The sequence below is a fragment of the Nocardia yunnanensis genome (genome assembly GCF_003626895.1).
Classification (GTDB): Bacteria; Actinomycetota; Actinomycetes; order Mycobacteriales; family Mycobacteriaceae; genus Nocardia; species Nocardia yunnanensis.
Window position 1 is genome coordinate 557,309 of the sequence record NZ_CP032568.1, and the last position, 16,433, is coordinate 573,741.

The window sequence follows — 16,433 nt, forward strand, 5'->3', positions numbered from 1 at the left end:
CCCTCCGACCTCCACCATCGGACGGGACCGCTGCGAACACACCACTGCCCGATCCGCAAAATCCGGACCGGGCAGCAGTTGATCTCGCCGAACCAGCATCCAGTCCCCCACCCACCCGGTCAACCCGGGCAAGCGGCACGAATTGGGGCACCTGCTCGCCCGGCGGCGTGCTAGCCCTCGGTGCCGGGCTCGACCGAGGAGGTCGGAGAGGCTCGCGGCGTGAGCATGAACAACTGATAGGGGCAGTTGTCGGGATGCCAGGCGTTGTAGGAGCGCATGGTCAGGGCCATGCGGCCACCGGTCTCCGGGTCGCGAACCAGAACCAGCGAGTCGTTCCAGTCCTCCTCTCGCATATCGGTGGCCCAGAACCGTTCGAACTCCGGGTTCACCCGGCACGCGTCGACGATCTGGGCAAGGCGTTCGGGCGCGACGGTGCCGGGGCTGTTGACCCGCAGGACGAAGATGAGACGGCTGACGATCAACTCCCAATTGATCAGAGCCTCACGCGCTTCGGGGACCGTCATCATCTGAACGATCACATTGGTGGGCTGGTCCGAGTTCGGGTCCGGATCCAGCCACGGAAAGGCCGCACGCCCAGCCTGATTGCACGCCAGCACGTCGTATTCGGGAATGCGGTGGTAGAACGCCGGGAACGGCAGCGCTTCGAGGTGCTCGATGTCCTCTTCGCGCAGGGCGGACGGCCACACTCCGGCCGCGACCGACGTCAGTTTGGGCATGGCGACCGACACCATCTTGCGAATCAGCCATTCCGGCGCTTCCATCGCAACGGACCAGTCCGCCAACCGATCCGGGGAAATCGGCCGCTCACCGTTCTCCAGCTTCCGATACAGCGAGACGCTCACGAACATCCGCCGCGCCACTTCTTCCTGGGTCAGGCCGAGGCTCTCGCGCCGGTGACGCATGAAATAGCCGAGCACAGGCTGTTCCGGAAGCGCGCCGATCCGAGGGGAATTCGAAGACGACATCAGATCCTCAGCCGATCGCGACGGGGTCGACGGTCGGGGTACCGGGCGCCCGCGGTGTGAGCGTGAACAGCTGGTAGTCGCAGTTCTGCGGATGGAAAGGGTTGTAGGAGCGGATGGTGAAGGCCATCCGGTCACCGGTGACGGGATGGCGTACCAGCACCAGCGAGTCGTTGAACAGCTCCTCGCTCATGCCCGAGAACCACAGCCGGTCGAAGTCGGCATTGGCTCGGCAGGTGTCGACTATCTGGGCCAGCCGTTCGGGCGCGACCACGCCCGGGGACATGACGCGCAGCGTGAACAGCACCCGGCGCACCACGGTCTCCCAGTTCACGACGATCTCCCGCACGGCGGGCACCGTCAGGAACTGCTCGATCAGGTTCACCGGGCGATCGGCGTCGGGACTCGCCGGGATCAGCCAGGGAAACGCCGCGCGCGCAGCCGCGTTCGCGCCGAGCACGTCGAGTTCGGGGAAGCTGTGGAAGTACGCGGGAAACGGCAGCGCTTCCAGGTGATCGAGATCCTCCTGCCGCAGCTGGGGCGGCCACGCGCCGATGGCGAGCCGTGAGACCTTCGGCATGGCCAGCGAGATCATCTTCTCGAGCAACCACAGTGGCGCGTCCATGGCGGCACACCAGTCCTCGAGGCGCTCGGCCGACATGGCCCGTTCGCCGTTCTCCAGCTTCCGGTACAGCGAGACGCTGATGTACATGCGCCGAGCGGCTTCCTCCTGCGTGATGCCGAGCACCTCGCGGCGGTACCGCATGTACAGCCCGACCAAGGGCTGTTCTGGAACCAGGTCCAGCACTCCGACCACCTATCCGTCCATCCCTTCAGCAATCTCCCCGCGAATTACTACCGACCGGCCGGGCGGCTGAACCAGACCTTTCGGTAGGGCAAGCCTACGGAGGAGTACGGATCCTCGCGCTGCCGGAGGCTGCACCGGGTTACTCCGCACCGGCAACTGAGGTCACGCGCCCGCAATACCGCCCCCGGCGCCGGCGGGCAGGGGATTGATAATGGCGATCTGAAGTGGATGTGGGTCAGTGACGGAGGTATGGATGCGGTCGAATGGGAATACTTTGCAGCGCACCAACTTCGATGAGCGGCATCGGGCTGCTCGGGATGCTGTGCTCACGTCGCAGCGGGGGCGGTTGATCGAGGCGATGGTGGAGTGCGTGGAGACGAAGGGGTACGGGGCTACGACGTTGACGGATATCGTTGCGCGGGCTCGGGTTTCGCGAAGTACGTTCTATGAGCACTTTTCCAATAAGGAGCACTGCTTCGTGGAGGCGGTGCGGACGGGGTCGGACATCATCGCGACGCGGATCGCCGAGGAGCTGGCACAGTTGCCGACCGATGCGGGGGCGCACGATCGGATCGAGTCGATCGTGGTGACGTTCTGCGAAACCGTCGCGTCCGAACCGGATTTCGCGCGCCTGATGCTGGTGGACGCGTTCAAGGTGGATCAGGAGTCGGTGGCGCTGCGGGATCTGGCGGTGGATCGGTTCGCCGATCTGTACCGGGTCTTCTACGCGCAGGCGCGCGCCACGGATCCGAGCCTGCCGGTGATCACCGATGCGCTGTTCGCGCTGATCCCCGACGCGATCGGCGAGCGCACCCGCCGGGTCATCGTGGCCGAGGGCGCGCACCGGGTGCCCGAGCTGGCGCCGCTGTTCGTGGAGTTCGTGGTCGCGGTGCTGGGCCTGCCGCCTCGGCCTCGGCCTCGGCGAAGTGCATAACCGATTCCAGCGAAATGCACTGTCGCTCAGACAGTTTGCCCCCACGGCCGCGGAGCGGGCGGGCGGATGGTTCCCCCGGGTGAAGTCACTCACAGCGAGGGCCCCGATTGGTCATCCGTGTGCCATACCGTTGACACATAACGCGAGATAGCCAGAAGTTGACTGCCGCCCGCGGCCAATGAGATTCACCCATTTCAGACCGCGTATCCCGACGACGGCTGGCCCGAAAATTTTGGCGACACCAGCCGTAACACTAAGCAAGCGTTCACGATTCGTCTCAGACAGATATCCGGAACGCTCCAGTTCCCCAAGCTAGTTACCCTCGGGTAGCCTCATCTCATCCGAGCTTGACGATCACTTTCTTCCTAGTTTCAGGAGTTCCCCGTGCCGCAATCTCGATTCGAGTCCATCGGCGCCTATTTGCCCGAGAAGCGTGTCACCACAGCAGAATTGCTTTCGCAATTGAAGGAGGTCCCCGAGTTCGATCTCGAACGAATCACGGGGGTCAAGGAACGGCGCTTCCGCGACACCCGGCCGGAGAGCCGGGAGGATTCCTTCGTCCTGGCCATGAAGGCCGTCGAGGACAGTCTGTCCAGGTCATCCTATGCTGCAGGCGATCTCGACGTCATCATCTCCACCTCCATCACGCGCTCGAAGCACGGCACCCGGATGTACATGGAGCCGTCCTTCGCCGGCGCCATCGGCCGCGCGATCGGCGCTCGCGACGATGTCATCGCCTTCGATCTCTCGAATGCCTGCGCGGGCATGATGAGTGGCGTCTACATTCTCGACAGAATGATTCGCAGTGGCGCGGTGAAACGCGGAATAGTGGTCAGCGGTGAAGCGATCACCCCCATTGCGGAAACCGCCGTGAACGAGATTTCCAGTAAATACGACCTGCAATTCGCGTCCCTGACAGTCGGCGACTCGGGCGCGTGCGTGGTGCTGGACGAGGCGGTCGACGACAACGACAAGATCCACTACATCGAGCTGACCACCGCCTCGGAGTTCTCGCACCTGTGCCTGGGCATGCCCAGCGACAAGACCAATGGCGTGGCGCTCTACACCGACAATCGCAAGATGCACAACGAGGCCCGGTTCCTGCTGTGGACCGACACTCAGCGCAACTTCATGGAGCAGCGCGGAATCACCTTCGCCGACGAGGATTTCGACTACATCATTCACCACCAGTTCGGCGCCGCGGCGATTCCGTTCATGAACGCCATCGCCGAACGCGAGTTCGGCCACCCGATGCCGCCGGACCTGAATGTCATCGAGAAGTACGGAAACACTTCCAGCACTTCGCATTTCATCGTGCTGCACGATCAGCTGAGCCAGCAGGCCATCGCGTCCGGATCCAAGATCCTGATGATCCCGGCCGCCTCCGGCGTGGTCGGCGGCTTCCTGTCCACCACCATCTCGTCGCTGAAGGTCTGAGGTCTACGAACATGGGCGTGCGCATCAAATCCACCGGAATCGGCCGGGACACCGACACTTTCAGCATCGTGGAGCTCAGCGGCCGGGCCGCGCGGCGGGCGATGGAGAGCGCGGGCATCGAGCCCGGCCAGGTCGGCGTCATGATCAACGCGGGAGTCTTCCGCGACAGCAATACCGTCGAGCCAGCCGTGTCGGCGCTGATCCAGAAGGCAGCGGGCATCGGGCTGGACTACGTCAAGGAGGACCCGCGCACGTTCTCCTTCGACCTGATGAACGCGGGCACCGGCGTGCTCAACGCCGTACAGGTGGCGCAGGCGGTGCTGGCCACCGGCACCACCGACCACGTGCTCATCGTCTCCGGTGACACCCATCCGTCGTTGACCCGCGCGGCCGCCGACGACGAATTCCCTTACGCCACAGCGGGTGCGGCACTGCTGCTGGAGCAGACCGATGCGCCCGAGGGCTTCGGCCGGGTCATCACCCGCTCGGCGGCGGGCACCCCGGGTCTGGAGTCCTACGTGGACGTCGAGACCATGGGCGACCGCGGCCGCGGTCTGATGACCGTCGAGCGGGAGCCGGACTACCTGGACCGGCTGCTGGCCGTGGCCGCCGAGGCCGCCCGCGCGGCGCTGGCGGGCAGCGATATCGACGAGGCCGCCACCGCCCTCATCGCGTCCACGCCGGACGCGGACTTCCCAGCCCGGCTGGCCGCCGAACTCGGTATCGCGCCGGAGGCGGTGTTCACCCCGGACCTCACCCAGGGCGATCCCCACACCGCCTCCCTGCCGTTGGCGTATCACGCTGCCGCCGACACAGATTCGCTCGCCCCTTACCGCGATGTGCTGTTCGTGTCCGCCGGTGCGGGCCCATCGGCGGCGGCCGTCGTCTACCGGTTGCCGGCCCTCGCCGGAGCCGCGGCGTGAGCTCCGCGACCTATTGGCAGGCCATAGACCGCTTCCGCGCGGTGGTGGCCGCCGATCCGGACCGTGAGGCGGTGTTCTACCCCGCGGGCAAGACCGCCTCCGGCCTCCCGGACTATCGCCATCTCACCTACCGTGAGCTCGACGAATGGTCCGACACCATCGGCCTGCACCTGATCACCGCCGGGGTGGGCCGCGGCACCCGCACCATCGTGCTGGTGCTGCCCAGCCCGGAGCTGTACGCGATCATGCTGGGGCTGTTGAAGATCGGCGCGGTGCCGGTGGTCATCGATCCGGGCATGGGGTTGCGCAAGATGCTCAACTGCCTGCGCGCCGCCGACGCCGAGGCCTTCATCGGGATCCCGCAGGCGCATGCCGCGCGGGTGCTGTTCCGCCGCTACTTCCGTTCCGTGCGGGTGACGCTCACCGTCGGCCCGCGCTGGTTCTGGGGCGGCCCGACGCTGCGTGACTGGGACGCTCCGGTGACCACGGGCCGTCTCGGCGACCGGTTGCGGTCCGAGCTGGCGACCACCGGTCCGCGGGGCGCGAAGGCGGCCGCCCGGCTCGAGGAGCTGCTGGCGGCCCTGGAATCCCGCAGGGCGGCACGCGCGAGCGAGCACCGCGCTCCCTTCGATGCCTTCACGCTGCGTGACCGGGTGCCCGCCCCCGGCGACGAGTTGCTGCTCATCGCCTACACGACCGGCAGCACCGGCCCCGCCAAGGCGGTCGAGATGACGCACGGGAACCTCAGCGCCATGCTCGAGCAGGTGCACGCCGCGCGCGGCCGGGTCGATCCAGGCACCTCGCTGATCACCCTGCCGCTCGTGGGGATTCTCGACATGCTGCTCGGATCCCGCTGTGTGCTACCGCCTTTGGTGCCGAGCAAGGTCGGCTCCACCGATCCGGCGCACGTGGTGGACGCGCTCAACCGATTCGGCGTGCGGACCATGTTCGCCTCACCGGCGGTATTGATCCCGCTACTGCGCCACCTCGAACAGCACCGCACCCCCGTGCCCACCCTGCACAGCATCTTCTCCGGCGGCGCTCCCGTCCCGGACTGGTGCATCGCCGGGTTGCGCCGGGTGCTGGCCGCCGACGCCGAGGTGTACGCCGGCTACGGCTCCACCGAGGCGCTGCCCATGTCCACCATCGAATCCCGTGAACTGCTCGACGGTTTGGCCGAACGCGCCCAGCTCGGGGACGGCACCTGCGTCGGACGGCCCGCCGAGGGCGTACGGGCGCGGCTGGTCGCCATCACCGACGATCCGCTGCCCACCTGGGCGCAGGCGGAGGCTCGCGAGTCGGAGCTGGTCGGCACGCGCGGAATCGGCGAGCTGGTGGTGTCGGGACCCAATGTGAGCACCCGCTACTACTGGCCGGAATCGGCGAACGCCGCCGGCAAGATCCACGACGGCGACGTGATCTGGCATCGCACCGGCGATCTGGCCTGGATCGACGGCGAGGAGCGAATCTGGTTCTGCGGCCGCAAGAGTCAGCGTCTGCAGACCGTCGACGGCCCGATGTTCTCGGTGCAGGTGGAGCAGGTCTTCAACGCGCTGCCCGGGGTGGCGCGCACGGCGCTGGTCGGCGTGGGCTCGCGCGGCACGCAGCTGCCGGTACTGTGCGTCGAAGCCGAGCCGGGCGCCGACACCACGGTGCTGATCGCCGAATTGCGCAAGCGTGCGGCCGAATTCGAGGTCACCGCGCCGGTTTCCACGTTCCTGTTCCATCCGGAATTCCCGGTCGACATCCGCCACAATGCCAAGATCGGCCGCGAACAGCTCGCGGTCTGGGCGGCGGAGCGGCTCGGAAAGGACAACGGACGATGAAGGTGACTGTGCTGCGGGCGATTCCGGTGCTCGGCTGGCTCTACCTGGTGGTGGGCCTGCTGCTGGCGGCGGGCGATCGCGCGCCCGCCAACCGGCTGCTGCGGGCGGTGTTCTGGATCGACGCGTTCCTGAGCCTCGTGGTGCACGCCGCGCAGATCCCGGCCGCGCTGAAAGCGACGGCGGGAACAGCGCATTCGCCGGTCAAGACGGCCACCATGACTCAGATCTTCGGCATCACCTGGTGGAAGACACAGGAAATCGCGTGAGCGAAGGGAACAGAGCGTGAAGGCATTGGTGACCGGCGGATCCGGGTTCCTGGGCGGTGCGCTGGTGCGCCGCCTGGTCCGCGGCGGCGACTACGAGGTGGCCGTGCTGGCCCGGCCCACCAGCAATCTGCGCGACCTCGCCGACGTGATCGACCGCGTCGAGATCGTCACCGGCGACCTCACCGACCAGGTGTCGCTGGAACGCGCCACCAAGGGCGTGGACGTGGTCTTCCACAGCGCCGCGCGGGTGGACGATCGCGGCACTCGCGCGCAGTTCGTGGCCGAGAACGTCACGGCCACCGAGAATCTGGTGCGCGCGGCCAAACGCAACGGCGTCTCGCGCTTCGTTTTCGTCTCCAGCCCCAGCGCACTCATGGACCGCGACGGCGGCGACCAGATCGACGTGGACGAATCACTGCCGTACCCACGGCGATACCTGAACCTCTACTCCGAGACCAAGGCCGCGGCCGAACGCTTCGTCCTGGCCTCGAACACACCGGATTTCACCACGTGCGCGCTGCGCCCGCGCGCCATCTGGGGTGCGGGCGACCGGTCCGGGCCGATCGTGCGTTTGCTGGGCCGCGCGGCGGAGGGCACGCTCCCGGATCTGTCGTACGGCAAACAGGTCCTGGCCTCCCTGTGCCATGTGGAGAACATCGTCGAGGCGTGCGTACTGGCGGCCGCATCCGAAAATGTAGGCGGCAAGCCGTATTTCATCGCTGATGCCGAGCAGACCGACGTCTGGAGCTTCCTCGGCGAGGTGGCCACCGACCTGGGCTATCCGAAGCCGACGCGGCAACCCAACCGACGGGTCCTGGACGCGATCGTCGCCACCATCGAAACCGTCTGGCGCATACCGTTCGTCGCCACCCGGTGGTCACCGCCGCTGTCGCGCTACGTGGTCGCCCTGATGACCCGCTCCGCCACCTACGACACCTCCGCCGCCACCCGCGATTTCGGCTACCGGCCGCTCGTGGACCGCGACACCGGCCTGGCCGACTTCCTGGCCTGGCTCGAAACCCAAGGCGGCGTCACGGCTTTGAACGCCCAGATCTAGACAGGTAGGCCCATGTTCCGCCGTCCCATCTCCCCCACCGAACTCATCTACTTCCCCATGCGGGACCTGGCGCCGCCGTTTCTGATGCAGCTGGTGGTCGAGGGCCAGGGCAGCATCGACCCGGAGGATCTGCGGCGCGCGGTCGCCACCGCGGCCGCCGCGAATCCGGGTGCGCGGCTGGTCCGCGACGGCAAGCACTGGGTCGACAGCGGTACCACCCCCGCCGTCCGCGTCGTCGATCACGCGCTGCGATACCCCGCGCTGGAGGCCGATCCGGTGCTCACCAGCCCGATCGGCCCGACCCCGGACGCCACGGTGGAGGTGCTGCTGCTCACGGCCGCGCCGACCACCCTGGTGTTCCGCGTCTTCCACGGCGTCATGGACGGCATGGGCATGGTCATGTGGGCCACCGACGTGCTGCGGGCGCTGCGCGGCGAGGAACCGATCGGCGCGCCCGATCCCGTCGCGGACGCGGAACTGGTGGCCAAGGTCGGCGCGCCCGGACGTCCGACGCTCATGCTGCCGCGCTACCGCTCGGCGGTCGGGCACGGCCGCCAGGACCCTGGTGAACACCGGCACCTGTTGCGCACCAGGACGATTCACGCCACCGGTCCGGGCGCGCTCATGCGGGTGGCGGCGCTGCTCGCGGAAGAGGGCGGGCCGATCTCGCGCATCATGATCCCCGTCGACCTCCGCCGCCACGATCCGGCGCTGCGCTCCACCGCCAATCTGGCGCTGCCGCTGTTCCTGGATGTGCGGCCCGGCGTGGACTGGCGGCAGCTCAACGAGATCAAACGGACGGGATTGCGGAAGAACCGCGAGCTCAACCAGATGGACAACGGCGGCCTGAAGTACCTGCCGCAGGCCGCCGGACGTGGGCTGTTGCGCACCCTGAACTTCCTGGGCGCGCGCACCGGCCGGAATCTGGCCTCGGCCACCGTCTCCCATATGGGCCGCTACGACCTCGACGAGCTCGCCGTCCCCGGCTTCGCCCCCACCGCCATCAAGGTGATGCCGCAGCACAGCGTCGCCATGCCGCTGCTGATGGGCATGACCGAATGCGGCGGCCGCACCGAGCTGACCGTCTCGGTCCGCAATGGCCGCGGTGTCCCCGAGCGACTCGACGCCCTGCTCGACCGCATCGTCCGCACGCTGGAAACCGAACTCACGCCGACGAATTCGGACGCGAACCGCTGACACCCCTCTCGACCCTCAGGATCGGAGCGCCCCCATGACCGCCGTCGACAATTCCACCGAGGTCCCCGAGACCGAGGAGTCCGGCGGCATCATGGCCGCCTGGGGCCGGGTCGTGGTGGCCCGCCCCAAGACCGTGCTCGCGGTGGCGGTGTTGTTCGCGCTGGCCTGCGGGCTGTTCGCCGCCGGGCTGCAACAGCGGGTGAGCGCGGCGGGATTCGTGGTGCCGGACGGGGAATCCGCTTCCGTCGACTCCTGGGTCAGCGAGCGATTGGGGCCGCAGAACCCGGACGTGATCGCCATCTACACCGCGCCCGCGGGACAAACGCTGGCCGACATCGGGCCGCAGGTGACCGCCGCGATCGGGACCATCGATCCGTCGCTGCTGGATCGTCCGGTCGAAAGTTATTGGAACAGTGCGCGATCGCAGTATCTGCGATCGTCGGACGGGCGACAGGCGGTCGCCGTCGTCTTCTCCGCCGGCGACGACAATCAGCGCGTCGCCGAATACCCGAAAATCGCTGCGGCGCTGCGCGTTCCCGGACTCGACACCAAGCTGACCGGATACAGCGCGCTGGCCGACACCATCAGCGAGCAGTCGCGGCACGATCTGGTGCTGGCCGAGTCGATCTCGATCCCGCTCACCGCCGTGGTGCTGGTGCTGGTGTTCGGCGGCGTGGTGGCCGCCGCGCTGCCGGTGCTGATCGGCACCCTGGCGGTGGTGGGCGCGCTGGGCGCGGTCGGGATCATCGCACGGTTGACCGAGGTCAGCGTGTTCGCCATGAATGTGGTGTCGCTGCTGGGACTCGGATTGGCCATCGACTACGGGCTCTTCCTGGTCGGCCGGTTCCGCGAGGAATTGGGGCGCGGGCGTACCACCGAGGAGGCGGTGGCCGCGAGCCTGCGGACCGCTGGGCGCACCGTGCTGTTCTCGGCGCTGTTGCTCATGTGCGCGTTCGCGGGGACCTTCGTATTCCCGCTCGCGGTGCTGCGGTCGCTGGGGATCGGGGCGATCGCGGCCGTCGGCCTGGCCGCCGCACTGTCGGTCACCGCGTTGCCCGCGATCCTCGCGCTGCTGGGTCCGCGCATCGGCAAGTGGAGTTGGCGGGCCGATGCCTTCGAGCGTTCGGAGGAACGCGCGCAACGCTTCTGGGGGCGTGTGGTCACCGCGGTCATGCGGCGGCCCGGCGCGGTCGCGATCGCGGTGGGCGCGATCCTGCTGGTGCTGGCCGCGCCGCTGACCGGCGTCCGGCTCGGCGACGTCGACCACACGGCACTGCCGGCGGGCAACGAAACCCGCGCCGCCGTCGAGGAATTGAGCGCGCACTTCCCCGCCGCCAATAGCGGCGCCACCATTCTGGTGCGCGAAACAGACGGCAGCGCACCGACTCCGGCGGCCATCAGCACCGCCTTGCGCGAGATCGGCGCGGTCTCGGGGGTGCGGCAGGCGCTGGCGCTGGACACTCGCGACAACACCACCGTCATCCACGCCGCCCTCGCCGCCCCAGACCGCTCGCCCCGCGCACAGGACATCGTGCACGACCTGCGCGCGCTGCGTGTGGACGGCCTCGACCTGCGTGTCGGCGGCGAAAGCGCCACCACCGTCGACAGCATTGCCGCGGTCCTGGACCGGTTGCCGCTCATGATCGCGGTCATGGTGGCGGTCACGCTGCTCATGCTGGCCCTTGCCTTCCGCTCGATCGTCCTGCCGCTCAAGGCCGTCCTCATGGCGTTCCTGAGCTTGGCCGCCACCTTCGGGGTGCTGACCTGGATCTTCGATCAGGGGCATCTGGCCGGTGTGCTGCACGTCAGCGTCGGCCCGCTCTCGGCGGGCATGCTGGTGCTGATCATCGCCGTCGTCTTCGGCCTGTCCACCGACTACGAGGTGTTCCTGCTCTCGCGCATGGTGGAGGCGCACGATGCCGGGGCGAGCACCGAGGAGTCGGTGCGGGCGGGCACGGTGCAGACGGCGCGCGTGATCACCGCCGCCGCAACCCTTCTCGTGCTCATCACCGGTGCGTTCACGCTGTCGCCGCTCACGCCGATGCGCTTTCTGGGCTTGGGCATGGTGATCGCCCTGATCATCGACGCCACCCTGGTGCGCATGCTGCTGGTCCCGGCCCTGGTCAAGCTGATGGGGCCCGCCAACTGGTGGACCCCGGGCAATCGGAACAGGGATCAACCGAAGAATTCGACCAGGACGGGCGCCAATGCGGCGGCCTTGACCAGGTGAGTCTGGCCGGGCAGCACCCGGTGGGTCGCACCCGGAATCACCTCGGCCAGTGCCGAATTGCCCCTGCGCATCCACTCGGGACTCTTCCCGCCGGCGATCAACGTCACCGGCATGGTGAGCCCGGACCAGCGGTCGGCCGGGAGCGGACGGCCGTGCTGGAATGCGCCGACATACTGCAGGTCGTAGGCCAAGGTCGGGGCCACCGCCTTGAGGTGACTCCAGCCGGGGAACAGCGGGAAGGCCGCCACCATCAGCGCGGGCAGATCCACGCCGGTCCGCATGAAGTATTTGACGGCGCTTCCGTTCTTGGCCTGCGCCAGTATCGAATTCGTCTGCTCGACGAAGTCGTCGGGCGTGGGCGGCCGGGTGTCGTCGACCACGAGCGGAACCTCGTAGAGCGCCACCTTGCGCGCGGTGCGCCCGCTGCGCAGATAGTCCAGGACCAGGCCGCCGCCCGACGAAATGCCGTACAGCATCACCGGTTCCACGGCGAGCGCGATCACCGCGTCGAGATCCTCGAACTCCCGCTCGACCTCGCGCGGCAGCGTGTCGCCGCTGCCGCCGCGACCGCGCCGATCGTAGGTGTAGACGGTGTAACGGCTCGAAAGCGCTTCCGCGAGTGACTTGTTCGGCCCGAACTCCTGCGCGGCGAGCGCACCGTCGACGAGTACGACGGCCGGGCAGGTGGTGCCGTATCGGGTGTAGGCGATACGGGTGCCGTCCTTGGAGTCCACGAAGCCCTTGCTGGGTTCCATCAGTTGTCCTTGGTGTAGGTCAGGACTGCCACGCCGCAATCGAGGGGTCGGCAGTCGGTGAGCAGGAAGGTGGCGGGCGGCTGCTGGGCGGTGTAGAAACGTGCGCCGGGGCCGCCCAGGATGAGCGGGAACACCAGCAATTGCAGTTCGTCCAGGAGGTTCTCGGCGATCAGCCAGCGCACCAGGCTGCCGCTGCCACCGATGCCGATCTGGCGGTGGCGTTCTTTGAGTGCGGTGATCTCCTTGACCAGGTTCTCGCGCAGCACCGTCGTGTTGGTCCAGTCCGACGACTCGAGGGTGGTGGAGACGACGTACTTCGGCATGGCGTTGACGGCGTCGAAGTAGGGGCCGGACTGGCTGGTGAAGAAGCCCTTCAGGTTCTCGTAGGTGGTGCGGCCCAGGAGCATGGCGTCGTTTCCCGCCATCAGCTCACCCACCGCCTGCTGCACCTGCGCGTCGTTGAAGTACGCCGCGGTGTGCGGATCGGTCGGCGAGATGGCGGGGGCCAGACCGGTCCAGCCGCTCTCGGTCACCCCGTCCATTGAAAGATACTGTCCTGCAACAATTTTTCCCATGCGACTACGCTCGCAGTTTCGGCGCGCCCGGGGAATTGCCGGGTCGGCAACACAGCGATGCCCCTGCGGAATGAATGCCCGGCGGGCATACTCGGGCCCATGGTCGAGCCGCTACCGCAGACCCCGGAAGGCGTCGAACTCCGGCACCTGCGCGCCTTCGTCGCGGTCGCCGAGGAATTGAACTTCGGCCGTGCGGCGGCACGGCTCTATGTCACCCAGCCCGCGCTCAGCCGGACCATCCGGGGTCTGGAGAAGCTGGTGGGCTGCGATCTCTTCCAGCGCAGTACCCGGGCGGTGAGCCTGACCGCGGCGGGCGCGGCGCTGCTCGACCGCACCCGCGACGTGCTGGCGGGCGTGGACGCCGCACTGACCGCGGCGCGCGCGGCCGGCGGGGAGCTCTCGGCGCGCATGGACCGGCTGTGGAGTCCGGTGGAGGAGACGTTCAACGGCGACCTGGCGGCCATGCGCTCGGCGTTCGAACTCATGCACGCCGAATTCCCGGTGCCCGAGGGCGTCGGGCTGGAACCGGTGAACATGGGTGGTGTCCCCGGGGTTCGGCTCGTTCCCGCCGACGATGCGGATACGACGGTGCTCTACGCGCACGGCGGCGGTTTCATGCTGGGCTCGGCCTACGGGTATCGCGGCATGGCGGGTGCGATCGCGCAGGCCGGGTCGGCGTGGGTGCTGGCGGTCGAATACCGGCTTGCCCCGGAACATCCCTTCCCAGCGGCCCGCGACGATGTGCTCACCGCCTACCGATGGTTGCTGAGCTGCGGTGAGCGGCCGGAACAGATTGCGCTGGTGGGTGATTCGACGGGGGCGATGCTGCTGCTCGCGATGCTCGTGCGGGCCCGTGACGACGGCCTGCCCATGCCGCGCGCGGCCGTGCTGCTCTGCCCCGGGGTCGATTTCTTCGCGCCGGCCGACGATCCACCAGCCGATGCCGAGCAACATCGGCGCTTTCAATCCGCCTACCTGGGCGGACGGGAGGCCGATGACCCCGAGGCCAATCCGATGTGCGCGGATCTCACCGGGCTGCCGCCCACCCTGGTGCAGTCCGCCGAATTCGACGAGTTGGGCCGTCACACCGCCGATCTGGTGGCGCGGCTGCGCGCGGCCGGGGTCGCGGTGCGCCACGACGGTTTTCCCGTGGACGGGCATGCCTTCCAGGTCTTCTGGTCGTTTCTTCCGGAAGCGGCCGACGCCGTGGCACAGGTCGGGGACTTCCTCCGGAAACCGGACGCGATCGCGCCCTGACCCCAGGTTTCAGGGGTGCAAACGCACCGGCAGACCAGTCAGGCCGCGCACGATCAGGCTTTTGCGCCAGCGTAATTCGGCGTCCGCGGCCAGTTCCAGCTCAGGATAGGCCGCCAGCAGGCGGGTCAACGCGATGCCGCCTTCCATGCGCGCCAGCGGCGCACCGACGCAGCGGTGGATGCCGTGCCCGAAGGCCAGGTGGTTCTTGTCGGCACGATCCAGATCCACGGTGTGCGGATCGGCGAAGCGGGCCGGGTCGCGGTCGGCCGCCGCCATCGACACCAGAATGCGTTGCCCGGCCGGGATTTCGAGCCCACCCAGGGTGACCGCGGCCGTGGTGTAGCGGAAGGTGGCCTCACTCGCCGGGGACTCGAAACGCAACACCTCCTCCACGAAATCCGGTATCCGTTCCGGGTTCGCTACCAGCGTGGCGTGAAGATTGTTGTCGGACAACAGGATCGCGACGGCGTTGGCGATCAGGTTGACGGTGGTCTCGAAACCGGCGACCAGCAGCAGAAACACCATGCTGATCAGCTCGCGATGGGAGAGCCGGTCGTCGTCCTCGCTGACCGTGATGAGTTCGGAGAGCAGATCGTGCGCGGGCTGTTCACGTTTGGCGCGAATCAACTGATCGATGTACGCGACGAACTGCCGCACGGCCGCGCCGCGCGCCTCGACGGTCTCGTCATTGGAGACCAACGTGGTCGACCAGGCCCGGAAGTTGTCGCGCTCCGCGTCCGGCACCCCCAGCAGTTCGCAGATGACCAGCATGGGCAACGGAAAGGCGTAGCGGTCCAACAGATCCTGGTCGGCGGCGGCGTCCGCTGCCAGCCCGGCCAGCAGGGTGTCGGCCAGTTCGGTGATGCGCGGGGCCAGTTCGCGGACCGCGCGACCGCCGAAGGCCCGGTTGACCAGGGTGCGCAACCTGGTATGCCCCGGCGGATCGTAGAAGAGCATCATGTCGCCGAACATCGCGCCCGCCGCCTGCGCGCCGTCGCCCGACAACGCGGCCCGCGCACCCTCCGATGTCAGGTCCTTGCTGATCGCGGGATCCAGGAACGCGGCCTTGGCGGCGTCGTAATCGGTGATCAGCCAACCGGTTCCGCCGTCGGGAAAACGCACCCGGTGCGCCGGTCCGTACTCGCGCAGCCGGTCGTAGACGGCGTGCGGGTTCTGATAGAAGTCCTCCGTCAGCTCGAACGGCTCGGCAGCCGAATCGCTTGCCGTCACAGCCCTTTCGCGCGTCATGCACGGGAACTTTAACAGTGCCACCACGACCGCGCCGGGTCATCGGCCGCCCCGAACTAACCGCCGGAACGCGCCGCCAGCACCGCGTCGTACAGCTCGCGGCGCGAGGCCCCGGTCGCCGCCGACACCTCGGCGCAGGCGTCCTTGAGCCGCAGCCCCGATTCGATCAGCGCTTCCACCTGGCCGACCAGATCGGCCGGCTCGGCCGAAACCGGCTGCGCGCCTTCGAGAACCACAGTGATCTCACCCCGTGCGCCCTCGACCGCCCAGGCCGCCACCTCCGCCAGGGTGCCGCGCACGACCTCCTCGTAGGTTTTGGTCAGCTCCCGGCATACCGCCGCGCGGCGATCCGGCCCGAGCACCTCCACCGCGTCGGCCAGGCAATCGGCCAGCCGATGCGGGGCTTCGAAGAACACCACGGCGCGGGCCTCGGAGGTCAGCGTCCGCAGCCACTCCTTGCGCTGGCCGCTCTTGCGGGGCGCGAACCCGTCGAACGCGAACCGCTCCACCGGCAGCCCGGACAGGGCCAGCGCCGTCGTCACCGCCGACGGCCCCGGCAGGCAGGTGATCGGCAATCCGGCGTCCACACACGCCGCGACCATTCGATACCCGGGATCGCTCACCGACGGCATCCCGGCGTCCGTCACCAGCAGCACCGTCCGGCCGAGCCGAATCTCCTCCAGCAGCATCGGAATCCGGGCCTGCTCCACATGGTCGTAGAAGCTGACGACTCGCCCGGTGATCTCGATATCCAGGGCCTTGGCCAGCGAGCGGGTGCGGCGGGTGTCCTCGGCGGCGACCACCTCGGCCGACCCGAGCGCATCCCGCAACCGCTGTGACGCGTCACCGATATCCCCCATCGGCGTAGCCGCCAACACCAGCCGGCCGCCGAAAGAAGTCGGATCCGCGCTCATTGCGCTCCTGTTCGTCGATGATG

Annotated in this window: 15 protein-coding genes and 1 pseudogene; 10 read left to right on the forward strand and 6 right to left on the reverse strand. The window is 68.1% G+C overall.

All coding sequences use genetic code 11. The annotated features are described in order from the left end of the window. Positions 1–170: 170 nt before the first annotated feature. Positions 171–986, reverse strand: a complete 816-nt coding sequence (locus tag D7D52_RS02570) for an MmyB family transcriptional regulator (RefSeq protein ID WP_120734875.1) — start codon at positions 984–986, stop codon at positions 171–173. Between the two features lie 7 nt (positions 987–993). Beyond that, the gene (locus D7D52_RS02575; RefSeq protein WP_162958136.1) at positions 994–1,800 is read right to left on the reverse strand and encodes a helix-turn-helix domain-containing protein; all 807 of its coding nucleotides are present in this window, start codon (positions 1,798–1,800) and stop codon (positions 994–996) included. Positions 1,801–2,149: 349 nt separating this feature from the next. Here D7D52_RS02575 and D7D52_RS39790 point away from each other — a divergent pair. The 9 genes and pseudogenes from D7D52_RS39790 to D7D52_RS02615 form a co-directional block, all read left to right on the forward strand. Then, a pseudogene (locus D7D52_RS39790) lies at positions 2,150–2,263 on the forward strand (TetR/AcrR family transcriptional regulator); the annotation flags it as partial. Between the two features lie 6 nt (positions 2,264–2,269). After that, positions 2,270–2,725, forward strand: a complete 456-nt coding sequence (locus D7D52_RS02580; RefSeq protein WP_246024114.1) for a hypothetical protein — start codon at positions 2,270–2,272, stop codon at positions 2,723–2,725. Positions 2,726–3,109: 384 nt separating this feature from the next. Beyond that, positions 3,110–4,162: a 3-oxoacyl-ACP synthase III family protein gene (locus tag D7D52_RS02585; protein ID WP_120734878.1), complete on the forward strand. Its 1,053-nt coding sequence runs from the start codon at positions 3,110–3,112 to the stop codon at positions 4,160–4,162. Positions 4,163–4,173: 11 nt separating this feature from the next. After that, positions 4,174–5,085: a 3-oxoacyl-[acyl-carrier-protein] synthase III C-terminal domain-containing protein gene (locus D7D52_RS02590; protein WP_120734879.1), complete on the forward strand. Its 912-nt coding sequence runs from the start codon at positions 4,174–4,176 to the stop codon at positions 5,083–5,085. Beyond that, positions 5,082–6,911 (forward strand): fatty acid CoA ligase family protein, encoded by a 1,830-nt coding sequence (locus D7D52_RS02595; RefSeq protein ID WP_120734880.1) that lies wholly within the window; start codon positions 5,082–5,084, stop codon positions 6,909–6,911. Before D7D52_RS02590 ends, D7D52_RS02595 begins: the two co-directional genes overlap by 4 nt. Continuing rightward, on the forward strand, positions 6,908–7,177 hold the full coding sequence (locus D7D52_RS02600) for a hypothetical protein (protein ID WP_120734881.1): 270 nt from the start codon (positions 6,908–6,910) through the stop codon (positions 7,175–7,177). The genes D7D52_RS02595 and D7D52_RS02600 overlap by 4 nt, the downstream gene beginning before the upstream one ends. A 16-nt stretch (positions 7,178–7,193) precedes the next feature. Beyond that, the gene (locus D7D52_RS02605) at positions 7,194–8,234 is read left to right on the forward strand and encodes an NAD-dependent epimerase/dehydratase family protein (protein WP_120734882.1); all 1,041 of its coding nucleotides are present in this window, start codon (positions 7,194–7,196) and stop codon (positions 8,232–8,234) included. A gap of 12 nt (positions 8,235–8,246) precedes the next feature. Next, on the forward strand, positions 8,247–9,431 hold the full coding sequence (locus D7D52_RS02610; RefSeq protein ID WP_120734883.1) for a peptide synthetase: 1,185 nt from the start codon (positions 8,247–8,249) through the stop codon (positions 9,429–9,431). Between the two features lie 91 nt (positions 9,432–9,522). Further along, on the forward strand, positions 9,523–11,661 hold the full coding sequence (locus tag D7D52_RS02615) for an MMPL family transporter (protein WP_120743739.1): 2,139 nt from the start codon (positions 9,523–9,525) through the stop codon (positions 11,659–11,661). On the opposite strand, the gene D7D52_RS02620 is transcribed toward D7D52_RS02615, so the two are convergent. After that, positions 11,607–12,416: an alpha/beta fold hydrolase gene (locus D7D52_RS02620; protein ID WP_120734884.1), complete on the reverse strand. Its 810-nt coding sequence runs from the start codon at positions 12,414–12,416 to the stop codon at positions 11,607–11,609. The genes D7D52_RS02615 and D7D52_RS02620 overlap by 55 nt on opposite strands. After that, positions 12,416–12,958, reverse strand: coding sequence for a dihydrofolate reductase family protein (locus D7D52_RS02625; RefSeq protein WP_162958137.1), 543 nt, complete (start codon positions 12,956–12,958; stop codon positions 12,416–12,418). The genes D7D52_RS02620 and D7D52_RS02625 overlap by 1 nt, the downstream gene beginning before the upstream one ends. 132 nt (positions 12,959–13,090) lie before the next feature. Here D7D52_RS02625 and D7D52_RS39795 point away from each other — a divergent pair, with 132 nt between their 5' ends. After that, positions 13,091–14,248, forward strand: coding sequence for an alpha/beta hydrolase fold domain-containing protein (locus tag D7D52_RS39795; RefSeq protein ID WP_120734886.1), 1,158 nt, complete (start codon positions 13,091–13,093; stop codon positions 14,246–14,248). Positions 14,249–14,257: 9 nt separating this feature from the next. Here D7D52_RS39795 and D7D52_RS02635 read toward each other — a convergent pair whose 3' ends face one another. Both D7D52_RS02635 and rsmI read right to left on the reverse strand, forming a co-directional pair. Beyond that, on the reverse strand, positions 14,258–15,496 hold the full coding sequence (locus D7D52_RS02635; RefSeq protein ID WP_120734887.1) for a cytochrome P450 family protein: 1,239 nt from the start codon (positions 15,494–15,496) through the stop codon (positions 14,258–14,260). A gap of 56 nt (positions 15,497–15,552) precedes the next feature. Beyond that, the gene (gene rsmI, locus D7D52_RS02640) at positions 15,553–16,410 is read right to left on the reverse strand and encodes a 16S rRNA (cytidine(1402)-2'-O)-methyltransferase (RefSeq protein WP_120734888.1); all 858 of its coding nucleotides are present in this window, start codon (positions 16,408–16,410) and stop codon (positions 15,553–15,555) included. Between the last annotated feature and the right edge of the window lie 23 nt (positions 16,411–16,433).

Coding starts and splice junctions, on each gene's coding strand:
- D7D52_RS02570 (WP_120734875.1), bottom strand. CDS start 986: ATGTCGTCTTCGAATTCCCCTCGGATCGGCGCGCTTCCGGAACAGCCT.
- D7D52_RS02590 (WP_120734879.1), top strand. CDS start 4,174: ATGGGCGTGCGCATCAAATCCACCGGAATCGGCCGGGACACCGACACT.
- D7D52_RS02600 (WP_120734881.1), top strand. CDS start 6,908: ATGAAGGTGACTGTGCTGCGGGCGATTCCGGTGCTCGGCTGGCTCTAC.
- D7D52_RS02610 (WP_120734883.1), top strand. CDS start 8,247: ATGTTCCGCCGTCCCATCTCCCCCACCGAACTCATCTACTTCCCCATG.
- D7D52_RS02615 (WP_120743739.1), top strand. CDS start 9,523: ATGGCCGCCTGGGGCCGGGTCGTGGTGGCCCGCCCCAAGACCGTGCTC.
- D7D52_RS02620 (WP_120734884.1), bottom strand. CDS start 12,416: ATGGAACCCAGCAAGGGCTTCGTGGACTCCAAGGACGGCACCCGTATC.
- D7D52_RS02625 (WP_162958137.1), bottom strand. CDS start 12,958: ATGGACGGGGTGACCGAGAGCGGCTGGACCGGTCTGGCCCCCGCCATC.
- D7D52_RS39795 (WP_120734886.1), top strand. CDS start 13,091: ATGGTCGAGCCGCTACCGCAGACCCCGGAAGGCGTCGAACTCCGGCAC.
- D7D52_RS02635 (WP_120734887.1), bottom strand. CDS start 15,496: ATGACGCGCGAAAGGGCTGTGACGGCAAGCGATTCGGCTGCCGAGCCG.
- rsmI (WP_120734888.1), bottom strand. CDS start 16,410: ATGAGCGCGGATCCGACTTCTTTCGGCGGCCGGCTGGTGTTGGCGGCT.